Source organism: Bradyrhizobium sp. sGM-13, assembly GCF_018398875.1.
Lineage (GTDB): Bacteria > Pseudomonadota > Alphaproteobacteria > Rhizobiales > Xanthobacteraceae > Bradyrhizobium.
The window spans coordinates 82,629-103,634 of record NZ_JAGWDK010000024.1; the positions used below are offsets into that span (position 1 = coordinate 82,629).

General features: G+C 62.6%; 19 protein-coding genes and 1 pseudogene. 14 read left to right on the plus strand and 6 right to left on the minus strand.

Annotated features, from left to right (window positions below; genetic code table 11):
• Window positions 1-222: 222 nt before the first annotated feature.
• The gene (locus tag KJQ96_RS28880; RefSeq protein WP_249734644.1) at window positions 223-651 is read right to left on the minus strand and encodes a MarR family winged helix-turn-helix transcriptional regulator; all 429 of its coding nucleotides are present in this window, start codon (window positions 649-651) and stop codon (window positions 223-225) included.
• 218 nt (window positions 652-869) lie between these two features.
• Here KJQ96_RS28880 and KJQ96_RS28885 point away from each other — a divergent pair, with 218 nt between their 5' ends.
• A complete protein-coding gene (locus KJQ96_RS28885) occupies window positions 870-2,732 on the plus strand; it encodes a feruloyl-CoA synthase (protein ID WP_213289765.1) in 1,863 nt (620 codons plus the stop codon).
• A gap of 229 nt (window positions 2,733-2,961) precedes the next feature.
• On the opposite strand, the gene KJQ96_RS28890 is transcribed toward KJQ96_RS28885, so the two are convergent.
• Window positions 2,962-3,420, minus strand: coding sequence for a DUF4304 domain-containing protein (locus tag KJQ96_RS28890; RefSeq protein ID WP_213289766.1), 459 nt, complete (start codon window positions 3,418-3,420; stop codon window positions 2,962-2,964).
• 132 nt (window positions 3,421-3,552) lie between these two features.
• Complete coding sequence (locus KJQ96_RS28895) at window positions 3,553-4,068, minus strand: MarR family winged helix-turn-helix transcriptional regulator (protein ID WP_213289767.1); 516 nt, start codon at window positions 4,066-4,068, stop codon at window positions 3,553-3,555.
• Window positions 4,069-4,180: 112 nt separating this feature from the next.
• On the opposite strand from KJQ96_RS28895, the gene KJQ96_RS28900 reads away from it, so the two are divergent.
• Window positions 4,181-5,404, plus strand: coding sequence for an ABC transporter substrate-binding protein (locus tag KJQ96_RS28900; protein WP_213289768.1), 1,224 nt, complete (start codon window positions 4,181-4,183; stop codon window positions 5,402-5,404).
• Window positions 5,405-5,644: 240 nt separating this feature from the next.
• Here the strand turns inward: KJQ96_RS28900 and KJQ96_RS28905 are convergent, their stop codons facing one another.
• A complete protein-coding gene (locus KJQ96_RS28905; protein WP_213289769.1) occupies window positions 5,645-6,175 on the minus strand; it encodes a MarR family winged helix-turn-helix transcriptional regulator in 531 nt (176 codons plus the stop codon).
• A gap of 80 nt (window positions 6,176-6,255) precedes the next feature.
• Here KJQ96_RS28905 and KJQ96_RS28910 point away from each other — a divergent pair, with 80 nt between their 5' ends.
• From KJQ96_RS28910 to KJQ96_RS28930, 5 genes are all read left to right on the plus strand, one after another.
• On the plus strand, window positions 6,256-7,491 hold the full coding sequence (locus KJQ96_RS28910) for a cytochrome P450 (protein ID WP_213289770.1): 1,236 nt from the start codon (window positions 6,256-6,258) through the stop codon (window positions 7,489-7,491).
• Between the two features lie 10 nt (window positions 7,492-7,501).
• Complete coding sequence (locus tag KJQ96_RS28915) at window positions 7,502-7,825, plus strand: 2Fe-2S iron-sulfur cluster-binding protein (RefSeq protein ID WP_213289771.1); 324 nt, start codon at window positions 7,502-7,504, stop codon at window positions 7,823-7,825.
• A gap of 79 nt (window positions 7,826-7,904) precedes the next feature.
• On the plus strand, window positions 7,905-9,119 hold the full coding sequence (locus KJQ96_RS28920) for an ABC transporter substrate-binding protein (protein WP_213289772.1): 1,215 nt from the start codon (window positions 7,905-7,907) through the stop codon (window positions 9,117-9,119).
• Window positions 9,120-9,148: 29 nt separating this feature from the next.
• On the plus strand, window positions 9,149-9,943 hold the full coding sequence (locus tag KJQ96_RS28925) for a LuxR C-terminal-related transcriptional regulator (protein ID WP_213289773.1): 795 nt from the start codon (window positions 9,149-9,151) through the stop codon (window positions 9,941-9,943).
• Window positions 9,944-10,054: 111 nt separating this feature from the next.
• Window positions 10,055-11,221, plus strand: coding sequence for a cytochrome P450 (locus tag KJQ96_RS28930; RefSeq protein WP_213289774.1), 1,167 nt, complete (start codon window positions 10,055-10,057; stop codon window positions 11,219-11,221).
• Window positions 11,222-11,239: 18 nt separating this feature from the next.
• On the opposite strand, the pseudogene KJQ96_RS28935 reads toward KJQ96_RS28930, so the two are convergent.
• Both KJQ96_RS28935 and KJQ96_RS28940 read right to left on the minus strand, forming a co-directional pair.
• Window positions 11,240-12,819, minus strand: a pseudogene (locus tag KJQ96_RS28935) (tannase/feruloyl esterase family alpha/beta hydrolase).
• 203 nt (window positions 12,820-13,022) lie between these two features.
• The gene (locus KJQ96_RS28940) at window positions 13,023-14,297 is read right to left on the minus strand and encodes an NAD(P)/FAD-dependent oxidoreductase (RefSeq protein ID WP_213289775.1); all 1,275 of its coding nucleotides are present in this window, start codon (window positions 14,295-14,297) and stop codon (window positions 13,023-13,025) included.
• A 527-nt stretch (window positions 14,298-14,824) separates the two neighbouring features.
• On the opposite strand from KJQ96_RS28940, the gene KJQ96_RS42155 reads away from it, so the two are divergent.
• From KJQ96_RS42155 to KJQ96_RS28975, 7 genes are all read left to right on the plus strand, one after another.
• Window positions 14,825-14,965, plus strand: a complete 141-nt coding sequence (locus KJQ96_RS42155; RefSeq protein ID WP_375293213.1) for a hypothetical protein — start codon at window positions 14,825-14,827, stop codon at window positions 14,963-14,965.
• A complete protein-coding gene (locus KJQ96_RS28950) occupies window positions 14,966-15,853 on the plus strand; it encodes a sigma-70 family RNA polymerase sigma factor (protein ID WP_213289776.1) in 888 nt (295 codons plus the stop codon). It begins immediately after the preceding gene.
• Window positions 15,854-16,183: 330 nt separating this feature from the next.
• Complete coding sequence (locus KJQ96_RS28955; RefSeq protein WP_213289777.1) at window positions 16,184-17,359, plus strand: ABC transporter substrate-binding protein; 1,176 nt, start codon at window positions 16,184-16,186, stop codon at window positions 17,357-17,359.
• Between the two features lie 239 nt (window positions 17,360-17,598).
• On the plus strand, window positions 17,599-18,516 hold the full coding sequence (locus KJQ96_RS28960) for a branched-chain amino acid ABC transporter permease (protein WP_213289778.1): 918 nt from the start codon (window positions 17,599-17,601) through the stop codon (window positions 18,514-18,516).
• Entirely contained in the window at window positions 18,513-19,460 is a 948-nt protein-coding gene (locus KJQ96_RS28965; protein WP_213289779.1) for a branched-chain amino acid ABC transporter permease, read from the plus strand. The genes KJQ96_RS28960 and KJQ96_RS28965 overlap by 4 nt, the downstream gene beginning before the upstream one ends.
• Window positions 19,453-20,220 carry an ABC transporter ATP-binding protein gene (locus KJQ96_RS28970; RefSeq protein WP_213289780.1) on the plus strand — a complete coding sequence of 256 codons (768 nt, stop codon included), beginning with the start codon at window positions 19,453-19,455 and terminating at the stop codon, window positions 20,218-20,220. The genes KJQ96_RS28965 and KJQ96_RS28970 overlap by 8 nt, the downstream gene beginning before the upstream one ends.
• Complete coding sequence (locus KJQ96_RS28975) at window positions 20,213-20,941, plus strand: ABC transporter ATP-binding protein (RefSeq protein WP_213289781.1); 729 nt, start codon at window positions 20,213-20,215, stop codon at window positions 20,939-20,941. Before KJQ96_RS28970 ends, KJQ96_RS28975 begins: the two co-directional genes overlap by 8 nt.
• Window positions 20,942-21,006: the final 65 nt, after the last annotated feature.

Below are 21,006 nucleotides of genomic sequence, written 5' to 3' on the forward strand. Positions count from 1 at the left end.
CGGCAAAACTCCAGCGAGCAAAGGTTACCCGGACTAAAGATTACCCGGACTGAAGCAAGCGATGTGCCATTGTGTACAACCGCTGAGTCGAGCCAGCGCTCAAATATAGAGCCGTAATTTCATGTGCTTACGGACCGAATGCGCATGCCATGTGCGCCGGTCGTTACCGGCGACTGCCTAGAATTTAGGCGATCTAGCCCAAGGCGCGACGCCCGGCCGCGATCAGGTGAAGTCCGAGAGTATCTGCAGCAGTTTCTCCCGGTTCTCCTTACCGATCTTCTCGGCCACATGCCGCTCATGCTCGGCGGCAAGCCGCTTGAACTGCGCCAGCGCTGTCCGGCCGCGCGCGGTCAGGTGTAGCGCGTGGGAGCGGCGGTCGTTGGCGGATTTAACGCGGCGAACGAGTTCGCGCTGCTCAAGACTGTCCAGGAGGTGCACCAGCCGGGCGCGCTCGATGCCGAGCCGTTTTGCAACAGCCATCTGGCTCAGCCCCGGGTTAGCGCCGATCACCGTCATGACGGAATACTGCGTGGGGCGGATATCGACGGAGCCGAGCGTACGAATGAAATCCTGGAAAACCCAGATCTGAAAGCGCCGCACCGCATAGCCGGCGTGGCCCGCCAGCGCGTCGAGGCCGATTTCGCCGTTCATCAGATCGCTGTGCGCGTTGTCGCTTTCGCTTCGCGCGCGCCCGGGGAGCGGCCGAATACCAGCGCGTGATTTGGCAATTCTTGGTGCCTGACTGTTCCTCGCCATCGTTCCCTTCTAGCGCTTCCCGCGACCGAGGGGAAGATTGTTGTTGACGACAACAATTGTTGTGCTCAACATTGGCATCAAGCCAGCCCTTTCGAGGCGGCAGGAGGAAGCCCATGACCATCGCCGCCATCAGCGGTGCCGATTCCCAAAATCTATTCGCGACGCCCGCGATCGTTGCCGATCGCCGGAGCGATGGCAGCATCTTGGTGAGGTCGACCGCGCCCCTGCGGCCGAGTGCGCGCTGCATCGGCGACTGGCTGGAGCATTGGGCGCGGCAGGCGCCGGACCGAATCTTTCTCGCCGATCGCGCCAGCGTTGATACGCCGTGGAATACCGTCACCTACAAGGATGCGTTGAAGCAGGTGCGCTCGGCCGCCGCCTGGATTCTGGCGCAAGGCTTGAGCGCCGAGCGCCCGCTGGTGATCCTGTCCGACAACAGCGTCGAGCACGCGCTGTTCGCGCTCGCCGCCCAGCATGTCGGCGTGCCATCGGCCGCGATCTCGCCGGCCTATTCGCTGATGTCCAAGGATTTCGACAAGCTCAAGAGCATGATCACGCTGCTCGGACCGGGCGCCATCTATGTTTCCGGCACAAAGCCGTTTGCCGCGCCGCTGGCGGCGATCAAGCCGCTGCATTCGGCCACCATCGTCAGCGGCAGTGCGGACGCGGGCGACGCGATCTCCTTCCGCGCCATCACGGCAACGCCGGAAACGCCTGATGTCGAAAAGGCCTTTGCCGCGGTCACGCCGGACGCAATCGCAAAATTCCTGTTCACCTCGGGCTCGACCGGCGCGCCGAAGGCCGTGATCAATACCCAGCGTATGCTGACCTCCAGCCAGCAGGCCAAGGCGCAGACCTGGACGTTCCTCGAAGATATCGGCGAGGATCTCGTGATCCTCGACTGGCTGCCGTGGAGTCACACCTTCGGTGCCAACCACAATTTCAATCTGGTGCTGCGCAACGGCGGCACGCTCTATGTCGACGGCGGCAAGCCGGCACCGGGGCTGTTCGCGACCTCGCTCGCCAATCTGCGCAGCGTGATGCCGACTGTCTATTTCAACGTGCCGCGCGGTTTTGACATGCTGATCGCGGTGCTGCGCGGCGACGACGAACTGCGCAAGAAGTTTTTCAGCGAGGTGAAGTTCGCCTTCTACGCCGGCGCAGCATTGCCGCAGAATCTCTGGGACGCGCTGGAAGAGCTCTCGATCAAGACGGTTGGCCGTGCGCTGCCGATGGTGTCGGCCTGGGGCTCGACCGAAACCTCGCCGCTCGCCACCGATTGCCATTTCCAAGCGAAACGTTCCGGCAATATCGGCGTGCCGATCCCGGGCACCGAACTGAAGCTGGTGCCATCAGGCGACAAGCTGGAGGTGCGGGTACGCGGTCCGAATGTCACGCCCGGCTACTGGAAGGCGCCGGAATTGACCGCGCAGGCGTTCGACGAAGAGGGCTTTTATCTCATCGGCGACGCCGTGACCTTTGCCGATCCGGCGCGTCCCGAACTCGGACTGTTCTTCGACGGCCGCGTCGCCGAGGACTTCAAGCTCAATTCCGGCACCTGGGTCAGCGTCGGCACCTTGCGCGTCGCAGGGATCGCTGCTCTGGCGCCGCTGGCGCAGGATATTGTCGTGACCGGCCATGGCGGCGACGAGGTTCGCTTCCTGGTATTTCCGAATATTGCGGCCTGCCGTGCACATGCCAGCTTGCCCGACAGCGCCGACGTAAAAGATGTAATCGGCCACGACAAGGTTCGTGCTGCGATTGCCCAAGGGCTCGCGAGGCTGAAAGCGCAAAGCGGCAACTCGTCCGGTCACGCAACGCGCGCGCTGCTGCTGGCCGAACCCGCGTCCGTCGACGGCGGCGAGATCACCGACAAGGGCTATATCAACCAGCGCGCGGTGCTGACGCGGCGCGCGAGCGCAGTGGCAACGCTGGATGACGACGCCTCGGCCGAATGGATCGGCTGCGCCGGCTAGTTGTCAATCCCGCTCACGGTCACGCTCTTGTTGCCAAAGGCGTCATACCCGTAGTCGCTTTGCAGTCGAAGCGCCGAGGTGTTTGGCTCGACTACCTCCTGGTTCAACAATCCCGATGTAGAATCGTAGGCAAAGGATGAGCTGCGCGGCCAGAGTTCATGACACTATCGCGGATCCGCGCCCGATACTGTGACGCTGGCTGGCACTGGATCGGCGATAATTCAGGGCATTACGTAGTTCTCGCTAGCAACTCCTTGGCTGCCTTCGTCACAAGGCCCGCAGTTAATCTACCCGCGTGATATGCGTCGACGAGCCCCTCGGCTGTCCCGAGCTGCTTTAGACCGCCCGCGATTTCATCGACAAACACCCTAAGAAATTTGTGATGTGCGCTTAGCTGCCCCTCAGCGGCCAGATCGCCTGCTTCTAGAATAAATTCCCTATGCTGCGGAAATAGCTTCTCAAGCCTAAAATACATATGCGACTGCTCTATCCGATCGGGTTCATCTCGACCGAGTTGCTTCAGCCAGAAGCCCACATTGACGAACCATTGTTCGCCAAAGCCCTTCTGGACTCCAACGAGGGTTATCGCCGCATCTCCCGAAAGCCGCATCAGACTTCCACTCCGGGCGAAACCATGCTGCTGCAGAGCCCCGAACAGGCCCTTCCTGAACTCTTGACCTGTCATCATTTGCCAGCTCGATAGACGTCAACAACTGAATTCCAAGTCTCGCCAGTCATTGACTCAAGCTTCTTTCCATAGCCCTCGACCTGTCGTTTTGCTGCGGGCTATTGCTCGCGCGTTGCAACACGCGCTCGCGTCTCAAAATCCGTGCTTGTGCGCCTCGACCAGCCGCACCAGCATCTGGAGAAATGCCGTCTGCTCGCTCTTGCTGAGCGCGGAAAGCGTCTGCGCATTAAAGCTCTCGCCAAGCCGGCTGGCCTCGTCAGCGCGCTTCTCGCCCGCCGCGCTGAGACTGAGCTCGACCGCGCGCTTGTCCCGCGCGGATCGCTTCCGCTTCAAGACGCCGCTTTCCTCCATGCGTGACAGGATTTTCACGAGGTTGGGGAGCTGCATCTTCAACACGGCGGCGAGTTCGCTCTGCGTCACCGTCTTGTTGTCCCGCACCGTAACCAGGATGGCGTATTCGAGCGGCGAAAGGTTTAGGGACTCGAAATACGGATAGAACGCCTCGAAGTTCTCCAACTGCAGGATCCGGATCATGAATCCCGGAGTCTGCTGCAGCGCGGTGAGATCGAGTTTTCGCGCCGAGTCCGGCTCGGCCGGTCTGGCCGCTCCGTTGCCGTTGCGCGCCGAAATTTTTCCGATTCTTTCCATGGGCAAAAGCTCGCACGGCAACACGTGAATTGACAATCCTCAAAATGCTTATAAGTTATAAGTAATTTCGAAGCGGTCGCGAAGACCGCCTTTTCCATGCAGGAGGGAACGCATGCGACAGCTTTTTCGCATAGGAATGCTCGTGGTCGCGCTCGGCGGAATATTCGCCGGCGCTCTCCAAGACCAAGCCCAGGCCCAGGACCGCGTCCGGATCGGCGTGCTCAACGACCAGTCGGGTGTGTTCTCGACCTACCAGGGCATCGGCTCGGTCATATCAGCGCAAATGGCGGTGGAGGACTATGGCGGCAAGGCTGCCGGCAAGGTGGTCGACGTCATCACCGCCGATCATCAGAACAAGACCGACGTCGGCGTCGGCATCGCGCGGCGCTGGTACGATACCGAAAGCATCGACGCCATCTTCGACCTGCCGAACTCGGCGATTGCGCTCGCGGTTGCCAATATGAGCGAGCAGAAGAACAAGGTCTTCATCGGCTCGGGTGCCGGCACAGCGCTTCTCACCGGCGAGAAATGCACGCCGAACACCGTGCACTGGACCTACGATACCTATGCCTACGGCCGTGGCCTTGGCAAAGCCGTGGTAGCCCAAGGCGGCAAGAAATGGTTCTTTCTGACCGCTGATTACGCCTTCGGCCACGACCTGGAGAAGCAGGCGATGGAAGGCGTCAAAGCCTCCGGCGGCGAAGTGCTCGGCGCCGTGCGCCATCCTCTCGGCACAGCAGACTATGCTTCGTTCTTGCTGCAGGCGCAGGCCTCGGGTGCCGACATCGTCGGCGTGGCGAATGCCGGTGACGACACCATCACCTCGATCAAGCAGGCGGCGGAATTCGGGCTGACGCAAAAGCAGAAGTTGGTCGGGCTGATCCTCGGCATGAACGGAATTCCTGCGCTCGGCCTGAAGGCAGCCCAGGGCGCGCAGATCATGAATCCGTTCTACTGGGACCTGAACGACGGCACGCGCGCTTTTGCAAAACGGTTTGTCGAACGCCATCCGCAAAAGAATTATCCGAACGACATGCAAGCCGGCGTCTATGCTTCGGTGCTGCATTATCTGAAGGCCGTCGACAAGATCGGCGGCGCCGCCGACGGCAAGGCTGTTGTCGCGGCGATGAAGGCGATGCCGACCGACGATCCGCTGTTCGGCAAGGGAACCATCCGCGCAGACGGGCGTAAGATTCACCCGCTGTTTCTGCTCGAGGTGAAGAAGCCTGACGAATCCACGTCGAAATGGGATCTGTTGAAGGTCGTCGCTACGATCCCGGGCGATCAGGCATTTCGTCCCGAAAGCGACGGCAACTGCCCGCTGGTCAAGAGATGACCTGACCGGCGGCGGCCGGCAGCAATCGGCCGCAGCCGAAATCATTTTGGGCGTTGTCATATATGTTGCCAAGGCAACTAATTTGTGCGAGCCTGTCTTCAATACGCAGCCGATCGCAGAGCACGGAGAGTGCCGGGCCGCACAGGGAGAAAACGGATGTTCGGGCGTGTCGGATCGCGACGACGCAATGCGATGTCGCGTGCGCAGTGTGGTGGCCGCGGCGCGGCTAATACGCGCCGCTCAGCTCTTCGTATCGACTTCGCCCGCGCCCTTCACGGCGTCGAGATTGCCGTGCACCCGCAGCAGCAGTGCGATCAGGGTCTCTCGCTCCGACTTGCTCAGGCAGGAGAGCAAGCGGCGCTCGCGTTCGAGCGCGACCGCGATGACCTGATCATGGGTGGCATAGCCCTTCGGGGTCAGCGAGATCGAATGAGTGCGACCGTCCTCGCGGTCGGCCCTGATGCTGACCAGCCCGCGTTCCTCCATGCCGGCCAGCGTCCGGCTCACCGGCCCCTTGTCGAAGCCGATCACGTGGCAGATCCGCGCCGCCGAGATTTCCGGCTCGATCGCGAGCAGCGACAGGATCCGCCATTCCGTGACGTTAACCCCGAAGCGCTTGTGATAGACCACGGTCGCGCTGCGCGACAACTTGTTGGCGATGAAGGTGATGAGGGCCGGAACGTAACGATCGAGGTCGAGCACCTGTTCGGCCCGTCCGCTCCTGCCTGCCGCGCCCGCACGGGGCGCGCGCGCCTGTCTGTTCCTGCTCATGCTTTTCCGACGCTGCTCCAGCGTTCCAGACATAGAGACAGCGCACACCGCTCTGCAAGAAGATTATGCAGGAGACCGACATGAGCGCGACATCCCGGATAGATGCTGCAACCCCGGAGCGGAGTGCGCCGGCCGGCGTGCCCCGTCTGGACGTAGACCCGTTCTCGACGGAGTTTTTCGAGGATCCGCACCGGATCCACGACGTCCTCCGCGAGGCCGGGCCGGCGGTCTGGCTCGAGAAGTGGGGCGTCTATGGCGTCGCACGCTATGCCGAAGTGCACGCCGTCCTCAACGATCCCCTGACCTTCTGTTCGAGCCGCGGCGTCGGCTTGAGCGATTTTGCCAAGGAAAAGCCGTGGCGACCGCAAAGCATCATCCTTGAAGCGGATCCGCCGGCGCATACCAGGACACGCGCGGTCCTCGCCCAGGTGCTGTCACCGACCGCCATGAAGCAGGTCCGCGAACATTTCACGGCGATGGCCGCGGCCAAGGTCGACGAATTGCTGGCGCGCGGACGTTTCGATGCGGTTGCCGATCTCGCGGAGGCTTATCCGCTCTCGGTATTTCCTGATGCGATGGGCCTGAAGCAGGAGGGGCGGGAGAATCTGTTGCCCTATGCCAGCCTGGTGTTCAACGCGTTCGGGCCGCCGAACCAGTTACGCCAGGAGGCGATCGAGCGCTCCGCGCCACATCAGGCCTATGTCGCCGCGCAGTGCCAGCGCGAAAATCTTGCGCCCGGCGGCTTCGGCGCCTGCATCCATGCGCGCGCCGACGCCGGCGACATCACGGCAGAAGAGGCGCCGCTGCTGGTGCGCTCGCTGCTTTCGGCAGGCCTCGACACCACCGTCAACGGTATCGGCGCCGCGATGTACTGCCTGGCGCGCTTCCCCGATCAGCTTGCGCGGCTGCGCAGCGATCCGACGCTGGCGCGCAACGCATTCGAGGAAGCGATCCGTTTCGAAAGCCCGGTGCAGACCTTTTTCCGCACCACGACGCGGGAGGTCGAACTCGCCGGCCATCGCATCGGCGAAGGCGAAAAGGTTCTGATGTTCCTTGGCGCCGCCAACCGCGATCCGCGGCGCTGGGAAAATCCTGACCGCTACGACATCACCCGCCGTACCTCCGGCCATGTCGGGTTCGGTTCGGGCATCCATATGTGCGTCGGCCAGCTTCTCGCGCGCCTCGAAGGCGAGGTGATGCTGGCGGCGATCGCGCGCAAGGTTGCAAGTATCGAGATATCAGGCCCGGTGAAGCGCCGCTACAACAACACGCTGCGCGGCCTCGAAAGTCTCCCGATCACAATTTCTCCGGCCTGACGGACCGCCGATGCCGAGCATCACGTTTGTTCACCCTGACGGCCGGGCGCAGCGCATCGATGCCAGCGATGGCGAAAGCGCAATGCAGGCGGCGACGCGCCACGATGTCGGTGGAATTCTGGCCGAATGCGGCGGCAACGCGATGTGCGCCACCTGCCACGTCTATGTCGACGAGGGCTGGCTCGCCCGCCTGCCGGCGATGGGCGACGACGAGGACGCGCTGCTGGACGGCGCCGCCGCCGAACGGCGGGCCAACAGCCGCCTGTCCTGCCAGATCAAGTTGGCTGCCGATCTCGATGGTTTGGTTCTCAATCTGCCGGACCGGCAATTGTGACGGCCTGATCACCTGAACTGAAATCAAACCCGGCGAAGTCCGGGAACGCTCAAGATCACATTTCGAAAGGGAGAGAACGATGAGGGGTTTAAGGTTAGGTCTCGCGCTTGCCTTGTCTTGCGTGGCGACGGGTGCGGCGCGCGCGGAAATTTCCGACAATGTCGTGCGCATCGGCGTGCTGAACGACATCTCAGGCATCTTCCAGGACACCAACGGCATGGGGTCGGTAGAAGCCGCGCGCATGGCAGCGGAGGATTTCAACGGCGGCGGCAAGGGTATCAAGGTCGAAATTGTCTATGCCGATCACCAGAACAAGGCCGACGTGGGATCTGCGATCGTGCGTAAATGGCTCGACGTCGATGGCGTCGATGCCGTGGTCGACGTACCGAATTCGGCTGTTGGGCTCACCATCAACTCGCTGCTGCGTGATAGCCGCATGACGTTTCTTGCGTCGTCGACGGCGAGCTCCGACCTGACCGGCAAGGCCTGCTCGCCGAACACGATCCAGTGGGTCAATGATGCCTGGGCGACCGGCAACTCCACCGCGGCGGCGATGATGGCGCGCGGCGGCAAGGAATGGTACTTCATCACGGTGAATTTTGCGCTCGGCCAGGGCATCGAGGCCGAGGCCACCAACTACATCGAAAAGCACGGCGGCAAGGTGCTGGGCTCGGCCAAGCATCCGCTCAACACGCCGGACTTTGCATCGCTTCTGCTGCAGGCGCAGAATTCCAAGGCCAAGGTCATCGGCCTCGCCAATGCCGGCGGCGACACCGTCAATGCGGTGAAGCAGGCGGCCGAGTTCGGCCTTCAGCAAAGCGGACAGACGATGGTGGCGTTCCTGCTGTTCATCAACGACGTACACGGCATGGGGCTGAAGGTAGGCCAGGGCCTGCAACTGTTCGAGGCGTTTTATTGGGACATGGATGAAAACACCCGCGCGTTTGCAAAGCGCTTCGCAACGCGGCCGGGTGTGAACGGCAAGATGCCGAGCGGCAATCAGGCCGGCGTCTATGCTTCCACGCTCGCCTATCTCAACGCAGTGGCTGCGACCGGCAGCGATCACGCCAAGGATGCGGTGCCTGAGATGAAGAAGTTCAAGGGCAAAGACAAATTGTTCGGCGACGTCACCATTCGCCAGGACGGCCGCGTCATCCACCCGATGTACCTGTTCGAGGTCAAGAAGCCGGAAGAGTCGAAATACCCCTATGATTACTATAAGCTGGTATCAACCATTCCGGCCGACCAGGCCTTCCGCCCGCTTGCTGAAGGCGGCTGCTCGCTGGTGAAGTGAGGCCGATTAGCCTCTGGCAGGAGGAAACCATGAAAGCGGAAGCAGCTTCTGCATGTCCTGCAACGAGCGACATCACGCCGGCCGTGCTTGCGATCGGCCAGCCTGAGTTTGCGCGAACCCTGATCGCAACGCTCCGTCGGGTTGCGGGCGTGGGTCACTGCATGGTGTTTTCGTTTGCCGGCGAACGCTCTGCGCGCTGTCTGCTCGACATCGGCAACATTCCGGTCGGCGCCGAACTCGGCGCCGCCTATTCGGATCATTTTCACTTCGCCGATCCGAACCGGGATGCAATCTTCCGGAAGCAGGCGATCGGCAGGCCAATCGTGCTGCCGACCTTTACGCGACGCATGTACGGAGACAAGTACCGCAAGATCTTCTTTGAAGATTCCGGGATCGTCGACAAGCTGGCGGCTGCGGTCTGGGTCGGGCAGACCTGCTTCTATGTCAACTTCTATCGAACCACGTCGCAGGGCCGTTTCGCCAGCGACGAGGTCGAGCGGTTGCGAACCGTTGCACCGGCCGTCAGCGCCGCAGTAGCGCGTCATTTCCAGCACGAGCTGGTATCGCCGGACGATCCGGATCGCACACTCGAAGCGCTGTTTGCATCAGGCGCGCCGTTCGCGCGTCTCACCGGCCGCGAGCGGGCGGTATGCCTGCGCATCGTTTCCGGCCTCAGCTCGGAGGCGATTTCCGCCGACCTCGGTATCAGCCCGCATTCGACGCTGACCTATCGCAAGCGCGCCTATGAGAAGCTAGGTATCTGCTCACAGAACGAATTGTTTGCGATCGTGCTGCGCCTGCTTGCGGCGCGCAGCATGAACTGAGGTAAATCCGCGGTTCTTTCGCCGCCGATCCTGTGCTGTCCCAATCCATTGGGACAGACGGCTTTCTTTTGAGGGCTTAGCATACGACCTTTCCGAACCCGGAGGCCGATCGTGAGCACTGCGCCCCGCATCGATATCGAGCCTGCCGCTTTCTGGCAGGATCCCTACCCAACGCTCGCAAGGCTGCGGCGAGAGGCGCCGATCGCGTTTGTCCCGCAGCTCGGCAGCACGCTGCTCTGCAGCCGCGACGACATTTTCGTATCGGAAAAGCAGATCGACGTGTTCAGCTCGCACCAGCCCGAGGGCTTGATGAACAAGCTGATGGGCCACAACATGATGCGCAAGGATGGCGATGCGCATATGGTCGAGCGCAAGGCCATCTTTCCCGCGATCTCGCCCAAAACCGTCAAATCGCACTGGACTGCGCAGTTTCAGGCGCATGCCGACCGCATCATCGACGCACTCGAGCCGGAAGGCGCCCTCGACTTCGTGAGGGATTTCGCCCTGCCATTCTCGGCCGAGTGCCTGAAGTCGATCACGGGGCTGACCAACATGCGTTTCCAGGACATGAACGCATGGTCGCAAGGGATGATCGACGGCATCGCCAACTATGCCGGCGCTCCTGCGGTGGAGGCACGCTGTCATGCCGCGACCGCCGGCATCGATGCCGCGATCGACGACATGGTCCCGGTGCTGCGCAGGAACCCCGATCTTAGCCTGCTCGGCGTGATGCTTGCCTCCGATATGCCTATGGATAGCGTGCGCGCCAATATCAAGCTCGCGATCAGCGGCGGCCAGAACGAGCCGCGCGATGCCATTGCGGGGACGGCATGGGCGCTGCTCACCCATCCCGATCAGCTTGAACTCGTGCGCGGCGGCGAAATTCCCTGGCTACAGGCGTTCGAGGAATATGCCCGCTGGATTTCGCCAATCGGCATGTCGCCGCGCCGCGTGGCCCGGCCATGGCGGATTCGCGATGTGGAATTCGAAACCGACGAGCGCGTGTTCCTGATGTTCGGGTCGGCCAATCGCGACGAGAAGCATTTTGAGAACCCGGAATGCTTCGACGTCAGGCGCGACGCCAGCAAGAGCATCGCCTTCGGCGCGGGACCGCATTTTTGCGCCGGCGCCTGGGCGTCGCGGGCGATGGTGGCCGATGTCGCGCTGCCGAGCATTTTCGAGCGATTTCCTGATCTGCATCTGGTCGAGGGCGAGCCGGTGCGGGTCGTCGGATGGGCGTTTCGTGGCCTGCTCAACCTGCCGGTGGCGCTGCGGTAGGGAGTTGGCGCGTGTCTGTCACGGCGCGCAGTAAAAGCTCGCCGCGAGATTGACCTGTCCCGATTTGTAATGCGGCCATGCCGGCCACCGGCACAGCGGCAGCGAACGCAGCGTTTCGAATGCCGGCGCTTCGACCTTCTGCTCGATCACTTCGAGGTCGCCGGGCGCCTTGCCATTCTCGACCCAGTCGACGAGAACGGCCAGCATGTCGACGTTGGCGGGCGCGCCCGAGCCGACATGGTCGACGCCAGGCGCCGTATAAAGACGCGCGAATTCCGCCGTTTTCTCCTTGCCGAGCGTGCGCTGCACGTTTTCAAAGTAACGAATTCCCGCATAGGGGCTCTGGGCATAGTCCGCCATATATTCGAGCATCACGAGCTTGCCGCCGCGCGCGCTGAAGCGGCTGAGGTCGGGATTGGTCGAATCCATCAGCTTGGACACGTAAAGCACGCGCTCCTTGTGGTCCTCAGGCTTGTAGGTCGTGACGTCGAGCTTCGGGTTGCGCGCGAAGACATATTGAATGCCGCCGGCACCATAGATCCAGGCGATGCCGTTGGCCGGTGAGGGCGGCTGCGCCGGCGCCGCCTTGCCGAGCCACCACGAGATCCAGCCGCCGGTCGGCCCGAAGGCCGGCGTATTTTCGCCCGACACACCCCAGCCCGGATAGTCATCAAGGCCGTTCTCCAGCGCGAACGGAAATTTGTAGGTCGCGTGCAGCGTCTTGATCGCCGTGATCTGGGCGTCAGTCAGGCATTGGTCGCCGCTCTCGCCGGACGCGCAGCGCAGCGACTCCGGCTGGAATTTCGCCTTGCAGCCGACCGGATCGAGCACGAGCGAATCCTCGGCGCCGTCGGCCTTGTCGCAGGTCTGCAATACCGCCTTGGCCACGAGCTCGACCTGCGCAGGGCGGATCCAGCCTTCGCCCATTGTGGCGAGACCGGACCGCGTGCCGGCATGCTGCAGCCCGACCCAGTTGATGACGGGCACGCGCGCAAAAATGCCGTCAAAATCCTCCGGATACCGCTGCGCCATCGTTAGCCCCTCGCGGCCGCCTTCGGACGATCCCATGAAATACAGTTTCTTCGGCGGATTGCCGTAGGCGCGCACCATTAGCGCGACGGCCGCGTCGCGCACGCGCTTGTAGGAGCGATGCGCAAAATTCTCGAACGCTTCGTCGTTGAGCGCAAACACCTGCGGCGGCTCGCCCGGCTTGGTCTCGTGGCCGGAATCCGTGCCGTAGGTGACGAAGCCCTGCGCCAGCGGCGATGGCGCGCCGAAGGGATGCGCCGGCGGCAGGGCAAGGCCGGTGATCAGCACGCCGTTGAAACCCCCGCCGCCATATTGCAGCGAGCGGCCATTCCACTCGACCGGGAGATTCACCTGGAATTTGATCGGGGGGCATTCGGATCAGAGGGCGCGATCCGGCCGAGCACCTTGCAGAATTCTGGGTTGGCCGGCGCGACCCGCGCCGCTGGAGTCGGTCCTCTTTCGGCGACCGCGAGCGGCGTCGGCGCAATCATGGAAGCGGAGTCGATCCGGACGACATTGTCGGTCGGATGGATAAGATCGCTGCAGGTCGCGGCCGGATCGCCGGTCATTTTCGCTGCCATTGCCTCGACGGTGCTTAAGGAGGTCGCCGCGATCAGCGAAGCCAGGCAAGTGCACGCGCGCAAACTGATCTGCATCATCTTCTCCCGCCTTGTATCCCGCGTATTGTCTCGCGGTCATACCAGAATGGCGGGTGCGGCACGGACGTCAACCCAAAAGCGGCGCAGCGCCAGGCTGACTGCGATAGAAGATTTTATCCCGTGACCTTGCTCGAGCCCTGCGTAATCAGCCGCGCGGCGCGCTGGTCGCGGGCGTGAATCCACAGCCAACTCAAGGCGACGCTGAGCCGGTTGCGCAGACCGATCAGGAAGTAGATGTGGGCGATTCCCCAGATCCACCAGGCGAGATTGCCGCGCAGCTTGATGCGACCGAAATCGATCACGGCCTTCTTCTTGCCGATCTGCGCGAGACTGCCGGCATGCTTGTAGCGGAACGGCGGCAGCGTACCGCCGGAGAGGCGCGCCTTGATCAACGCCGCCACATAGCGCCCCTGCTGCTTGGCCGCCGGCGCGATGCCGGGCACGAGATTGCCGTCGGGGCCCGCGATCGTCACGGTATCGCCGATGGCAAAGACATCGGGATGGCCGGGCACGGTCAGATCGGGCTCGACCTTCAGGCGGTAGGCGCGGTCGGCGGGCGCCTTCATCCACTCCGCCGCGCGCGAGGCGCGCACGCCAGCCGCCCAGACGATGGTCCTGGCCTCCAGCTTGTTGCCGCCATAGACGACACCGTCGATCGCACATTCGGTGACGGGCTGCCCCAACATCACCTCGACGCCGAGTTCCTCCAGCGCGCGCCGCGCGTAGGAAGAGAGGTCTTCGGGAAAGCCCGCGAGCACGCGCGGGCCGGCCTCGATCAGGACAACGCGGGTCTTGTGGGTATCGATGTTGCGAAAGTCCGGCGGCAGCGTGTCCTTGGCGAGATCGGCGATTGTTCCGGCCATTTCGACGCCGGTCGGGCCGGCGCCGATGATGACGAAGGTGAGTAGCGCCGCGCGCCGCGCCGGATCCTTCTCGCGCTCGGCGCGCTCGAAGGCGACGAGGATGCGCCGCCGCAATGTCGTGGCATCCTCCAGCGTCTTCAGGCCCGGCGCGAACGGCTCCCATTCATCGTGGCCGAAATAGGCGTGGCGGGCGCCGGTGGCGAGGATCAGCGTGTCGTAGGAAATCGTTTCGCCGTCCTCGAGCAGCACGCGCTTTCCCTCGGCATCGACGCCATTCACGTTAGCAAACAGCGTCGTCACTTCGGGGCGGTCGCGCAAGAGATAGCGGATCGGCCAGGCAATCTCCGACGTCGCCAGCGAAGCGGTCGCGACCTGGTAGAGCAGCGGCTGGAACAGATGATGGTTGCGGCGGTCGATCAACGTGATCCGGACCGGCGCCCCGGCGAGGCCAAAGGCGGTCTCCAGACCGCCGAAACCGGCGCCGACGATCACGACGTGATGGGGTTCTTTCGGCACTGTCGTCATGGGAATGCGACCCCGGTTTCAGATGTCTCAACGCCTTGGATTATGTAGCCATTTGCTGCTCCGCTCCAATACGCCTTTGTCAATCGGCCGATAGCGAAAGCGTATCACGCTATCGTCCCGGCCAAGCGAAGCGCGAGCCGGGACCCATATCCACAGGAGTATGTTGTTGAGAAAGCTGGAGCCACGGCGCGGCGTAACAACAACGCCCGGTGGTTATGGGTCCCCGCGTTCGCGGGGACGACGGGGAGGTTTGTGCAAAGAATAATTCTCACATGGCCGCATCCTTTGCCCAATCCCAAAACGTCCTTGGGGTCGAGATGGCCGCAAAATGAGGAGAAAGCCATGAGACGAACCGTGATCAGGTACAAAACCAAGCCGGAAATGAGCGACAGGAACGCCGAATTGGTGGCGGCGGTGTTTGCCGAATTGCAGGCGGCCCAGCCGGAGGGCTTTCGCTATCGCTGCGGCTGGAGGATGATACGTTCATCCACTTCGTCGAGACCGCAGCCGATGACGGCTCCAGCGCCTTGCCGAAACTGGCGGCGTTTCAGGCGTTCCAGAACGGCATTCGCGAGCGTTGCGCCGAACCGCCGCTGCCGAAAGGCGTGACCGTCGTCGGCAATTATCGCATGTTGCGCGAGACCGAGAACGCGCTTGCCGGAGTCTGAATGACAGTGGGTCCCGAGACGTCCGCCGCGTTCGACATCGAGCGCCTGCTGGTGGCGATGCGCCCAAGGCTGCATCGCTATTGCGCGCGCATGGTGGGATCCGTCATCGACGGCGAAGACGTGTTGCAGGATGCCATGATCAAGGCGGTGGAGGCGCATGCCTCCGCCGGCACGCTCGGCAATCCCGAAGGTTGGCTGTTCCGCATTGCGCACAACACCGCGCTGGATTTCCTGCGCCGGCGCAAGCGCCAGGAAGCGTTCCGGGGACCAGCGGAGGTGGACATGATCGTTGACCAGCTCGATGCCGTGGCGAGTCGCCAGATCGCCGCGACCTCCTTGCGCACCTTCATGCGGTTGCCGGTGCCGCAGCGTGCCAGCGTGATCCTGATGGACGTGCTCGGCTGCTCGCTGAAGGAAATCTGCGAGGTGATGGATTGCAGCCTGCCCGCCGCCAAGGCCGCGCTGCATCGCGGCCGCGCGCAGTTGCGTGAGATTGCCGACGAGCCCGACGACGCGCCGCAACAAAAACTATCCGACGCCGATCGCGAGCGGCTCGGTGCCTATGTCGCCCATTTCAACGCGCGCGATTTCGACGCCATCCGCGCCATGATCTCGGACGATATCAGGCTCGATCTCGTCAGCAGAACTCACTTGCGCGGCAAGGCCGAAGTGTCCCGCTATTTCGGCAACTACGACAAGGTCAGCGACTGGCAACTGGTGCCGGGCCTGGTGGAGGGGCGTCCCGCGATCCTGGTGTTCGATCCCAACGAAGGCCATGCCAAGCCGAAATATTTCGTGCTGCTGGGCTGGTCGGCCGGCAAGGTCGCGACCATCCGGGATTTCCGCCATGCGCCTTACGTCATCGATGGCGCTGAATACCTGATCTGAACGAGCGCCTCTGGAGGTGCGCGATGACGCTCGTCACGGCGCGCCGGCCGGCTGCAGCAGTCGACCCATCGGGCTTGCATGGCGCCCAGACCCGCGACAATTGTTGCCGGGGCAACCGGCATTATATTTCTTGCCATCCCCGCCGTCCGCGAATTATGGTGCAGGTGGCTTAAGCATGCGCCGAAGGTTCTAACCGGAGCCTTGGGTTCATGCTTGCCGCTGACCGGCGATTTCGCGCACAAAATACCTCACAGATAAGAGGCGCGCGGAGAAGCGTTGCCGGTCGCCCGGTTGACCGGGTTTTGCGTGATAAACAGGAGGGGAGTGATTATGAAAAAGGCATTCTGGCTGGCGGGCGCAACAATTCTGGCGCTGGCGCAGCCCGCGCTCGCTGGCGACACCATCAAAATCGGCTTTGTATCGACCTTCAGCGGCCCGACCGCTGTGATCGGCAACGACATGCGCAATTCCTTCGAACTGGCGCTCGACCATCTCGGCCGCAAGATGGGCGGCAAGCCGGTCGAGGTGCTCTATGAGGACGACGGCCAGAAGCCCGACGTCGGCAAGCAGAAGACCGAAAAGCTGATCCAGTCCGACAAGGTCGACTTCATTGTCGGCTACATCTGGTCGAACGTGCTGCTGGCGTCGCTGAAGACCGCGGTCGATTCCAAAACCTTCCTGATCACGTCCAATGCCGGCCCCTCGCAGCTCGCCGGCGAACTCTGCTCGCCTTACGTGTTCTCGACCTCGTGGCAGAACGACCAGACCCCGCAGGCGGTCGGCACTTACATGAACCAGAAGGGCGTGAAGTCAGTATTCCTGATCGGCCCGAACTACGCCGCCGGCAAGGACATGCTGGCCGGCGTCAAAAGCACCTTCAAGGGCCAGGTCGTCGGCGAGGAATATACGGTGTGGCCGAGCCAACTCGACTTCTCCGCCGAGCTCACCAAGGCCAAGAACTCCAAGGCCGAGTCGATCTTCGTGTTCTATCCGGGCGCAGCCGGTGTCCAGTTCCTCAATCAATACGCCCAGGCGGGCCTCAAGGGGCAGATCCCGCTCTACACTGCGTTCACGATCGACGAATTGTCGCTGCCGCTGCAGAAGGAGAATGCAATCGGCGTGCCCGGCGCGCAGCAATGGGTCAACGATTTGCCGTTCCCCGAGAACAAGAAGTTCGTCGAGGACTACCGCAAAAAGTACACCGGCCTGCGCCCGACGTTCTACGGCGCGCAGTCCTATGACGCCGCGAACCTGATCAACAGTGCGGTGGTCGCGGTGAAGGGCGATACCTCGAAGAAGGACGAGATGAAGGCCGAGATGGAGAAGGCCAACTTCAAGTCCGTGCGCGGTCCGTTCAAATACGGCAACAACCACATTCCGATCCAGAATTTCTACCTGCAGGACGTGGTCAAGGACGCCGACGGCCAGCTCTCGCTGAAGACGGTGGCGACCATCGTCAAGGACGACCAGGATCGCTTCCACGACAAGTGTCCGATGAAGAAGTGATTGTTGGCATGCCCGGTGCATGATCGCCGGAGCGTGCCCTCGGGCTTGACCCGGGGGCGGTTAACGACAGATCATCCGCCCAACAAGAAAAATGGCGGCGGCGCAGATGTGCTGCCGCTGTTTTGTTGGAGCATGATCCGGAAAAGTGGGCACCGGTCTTCCGATAAGATCATGCTCAAATCATAAAGATAGAGCGGGATGACGGGTCATCACGCTCGAGGCCCAGAGTTTTAAGGTTCATGCTCGTCCTCGTAGAACAATCGCTGAACGGCCTGCAGTTCGGCCTGCTGCTGTTCCTGCTGGCGGCCGGCTTGACGCTGGTGTTCGGCATCATGGACTTCGTCAATCTGGCGCACGGCTCGCTCTACATGATGGGCGCCTATTTCGCGGCGACCTTTGTCGCCTGGACGAATAGTTTTGTGCTCGGCATATTGCTGGCGCTCGGCGCTACGCTGCTGCTGGGCATCGCGCTCGAATTCATCGCACTGAGGCACCTCTACGGCCGCGACCATCTCGATCAGGTGCTGGCAACCTTCGGGCTGATCTTGTTCTTCAACGACGCGGTGCGGCTGATCTGGGGTCCCGCCGGCCTGTCCCTGCCGCTGCCGGCCTGGCTGACCGTCCCGGTGCAAATCGTCCCCGGCGTGTTCTATCCGGCCTACCGGCTGTCGATCATCGTGGTCGCGCTGGCGGTTGCTGCATTGCTTTATATCGTGGTGATGCGGACCAGGATCGGCATGTTGATCCGCGCCGGCGCCTCCAACCGTGAAATGATCGGCGCGCTCGGCATCAACATCAAGCTGTTGTTCACGCTGGTGTTCGGGCTTGGCGCGGCGCTCGCAGGCCTCGCCGGCCTGATGCAGGCGCCGATCCTGACCGTGCAGATCGGCATGGGCGAGAACATCCTCATTCTTGCTTTCGTCATCATCGTGATCGGCGGCATCGGCTCGATCCGCGGCGCGTTCATGGCCGCGATCTTCGTCGGCATGATCGATACGCTCGGCCGCGCCTTCCTGCCCGATCTCCTGCGCACCGTGCTGAGTTCCGCCGCCGCTTCCACCGCCGCACCCGCATTGTCGTCGATGCTGATCTATCTCCTGATGGCCATCGTCCTCGTCGTGCGGCCGGAGGGGCTGTTTCCGGCTGCCAAGCGATGAAATCTTACATCAACGCCCGCAACGTCATCGTGGCGCTCGTCGCGCTTGGCCTCACCTTGCTGCCGGCCTATTCGGCATTGACTGGCAACATCTTCATCCTGACGCTGTTCACCCGCATCGTCATTTTCGCGCTGGCGGCCGCCAGCCTCAATCTCATCATGGGCTATGGCGGCATGATGAGCTTCGGCCACGCCGCCTATCTCGGCATCGGCGGCTATGCGGTGGGCGTCCTCGCCCATGAAGGCATCGGCTCCGGCTTCATCCAGTGGCCGGTCGCGCTGGCGCTGTCGGCGCTTTATGCGCTCGTGATCGGTGCGCTCAGCCTGCGCACCCGCGGCGTCTATTTCATCATGATCACGCTCGCCTTCGCGCAGATGGCCTATTACATCGCGTCGGGTCTCTCTCGCTATGGCGGCGACGACGGCCTCACCATCTACAAGCGCAGCACTTTCGGTGGCCTGATCGACCTGTCGAACCGCGTGCAGTTCTACTACCTTTGCCTGGCCTGCCTGTTCGGTGGCGTCTATCTCATCTGGCGCATCGTCAATTCCCGGTTCGGCATGGTGGTGCAGGGCGTCCGTTCCAACGAGCAACGCATGCAGGCGATCGGCTTTCACGCCAACCGCTACAGGCTCGTCTGCTTCGTCATCTCGGGCACGATCTGCGGCCTCGCCGGCGCACTGCTCGCCAACAACACCGATTTCATCAGCCCGGCCGGAATGTACTGGACCCGCTCCGGGGAACTCATGGTGATGGTGGTCTTCGGCGGCATGGGCTCGCTGTTCGGTCCCGTTCTGGGCACCATCGTGTTCCTCCTGCTGGAAGAAGTCCTGTCGCAATTCACCGAATACTGGGCGCTGATCATGGGCCCGCTATTGCTGCTGATCGTGCTGTTCGCGCGCGGCGGCATCATGGGCCTGCTCGGGAGGTTGAGCCGTGGCTGATCCTCTGCTCCGTGTGGAAAACCTGGTCCGAAGTTTTGGTGGCATCAAAGCCACCGACAATCTGTCGCTCGATGTCGTGCCGGGCGAACTGCATGCCATCATCGGTCCCAATGGCGCCGGCAAGACCACGCTGATCAGCCAGTTGACCGGACAGTTGATGCCGAATTCCGGCACAATTCACTTCGCCGGCCGCGAGATCACGCGGCTGCCGCCCTATCAGCGCAGCCGGCTTGGCCTTGCGCGCTCGTTCCAGATCACCTGCCTGCTGCCGGATTTTACCGCAGCCGACAATGTCGCGCTGGCGGCGCAAGCGCATGACGGCCACTCGTTCCGCTTCTGGGGCTCGGCGCGCAAGGAGAGGCATCTGCGCGACGCGGCGCAGGCGGCGCTCGCGCGGGTAGGGCTCGCCAGGCGCGCCGACGTGCTGGTGTCGGAATTGAGCCACGGCGAACAGCGCGAGCTCGAGCTGGCGGTGGCGCTCGCCACCAAGCCGCAATTGCTGCTGCTCGACGAGCCGATGGCCGGCCTCGGCGTCACCGAATCCGCGCGCATGGTGGCGCTGCTCAAGGAATTGCGGAAGGAAGTCACCATCGTGCTGGTCGAGCACGACATGGAAGCGGTGTTCGCGCTGGCCGACCGCATCACCGTGCTGGTCTATGGCCGCGTGATCGCCTCGGGTGATCCCGACGCCATCCGCAACAATGAGGAAGTCAAGCGCGCCTATCTCGGCGACCAGCATGTGGTGGCTAGCCATGGCTGAATCAAAAACCGCCGAAACCCTGCTCGAAGTTGAAGGCATCGAGACCTGCTACGGTCTCAGCCAGGTGCTGTTCGGCCTGTCGCTGAAGGTAAAGTCGGGCGAGATGGTCGCCCTGATGGGCCGCAACGGCATGGGCAAGACCACGACCATCCGCTCCATCATGGGCATGACGCCGGCTCGCGCGGGCACGATCCGTTTCGCGGGTGAGCAAGTGCGCAGCCTGCCGTCCTACAGAATAGCAAAACTCGGCATCGGCCTGGTGCCGGAAGGCCGCCAGATCTTTCCGAACCTGACGGTCTACGAGAATCTGGTGGCGGCCTCGGGCAACCGCTCAGGCAATCCCGATCCCTGGACCATCGACAAGATCCACGCGCTGTTTCCGAAGCTCGCCGAGCGCAGCAGCAACATGGGCGTGACGCTGTCCGGCGGCGAGCAGCAGATGCTGGCGATCGGCCGCGCGCTGATGACAAACCCGAAGCTTCTGATCCTCGACGAAGCCACCGAAGGCCTCGCGCCTTTGATCCGCGAGGAAATCTGGAACTGCCTGTCGATGCTGAAGGACCGCGGCCAATCCGTGCTCGTCATCGACAAGAACGTCGCCAACCTCTCCAAGATCGCCGACCGCCACTACATCATCGAGCGCGGGCGAACGGTGTGGACGGGGACATCAGAGCAGTTGATTGCGGAGCCGGATCTGCAGCACCGGTATCTCGGGATTTGAGCTAGCTCTGCCGTCGTCCCTGCGAACGCACTAGGGCATGCACACATTTCTGAGGGTCCATCCGA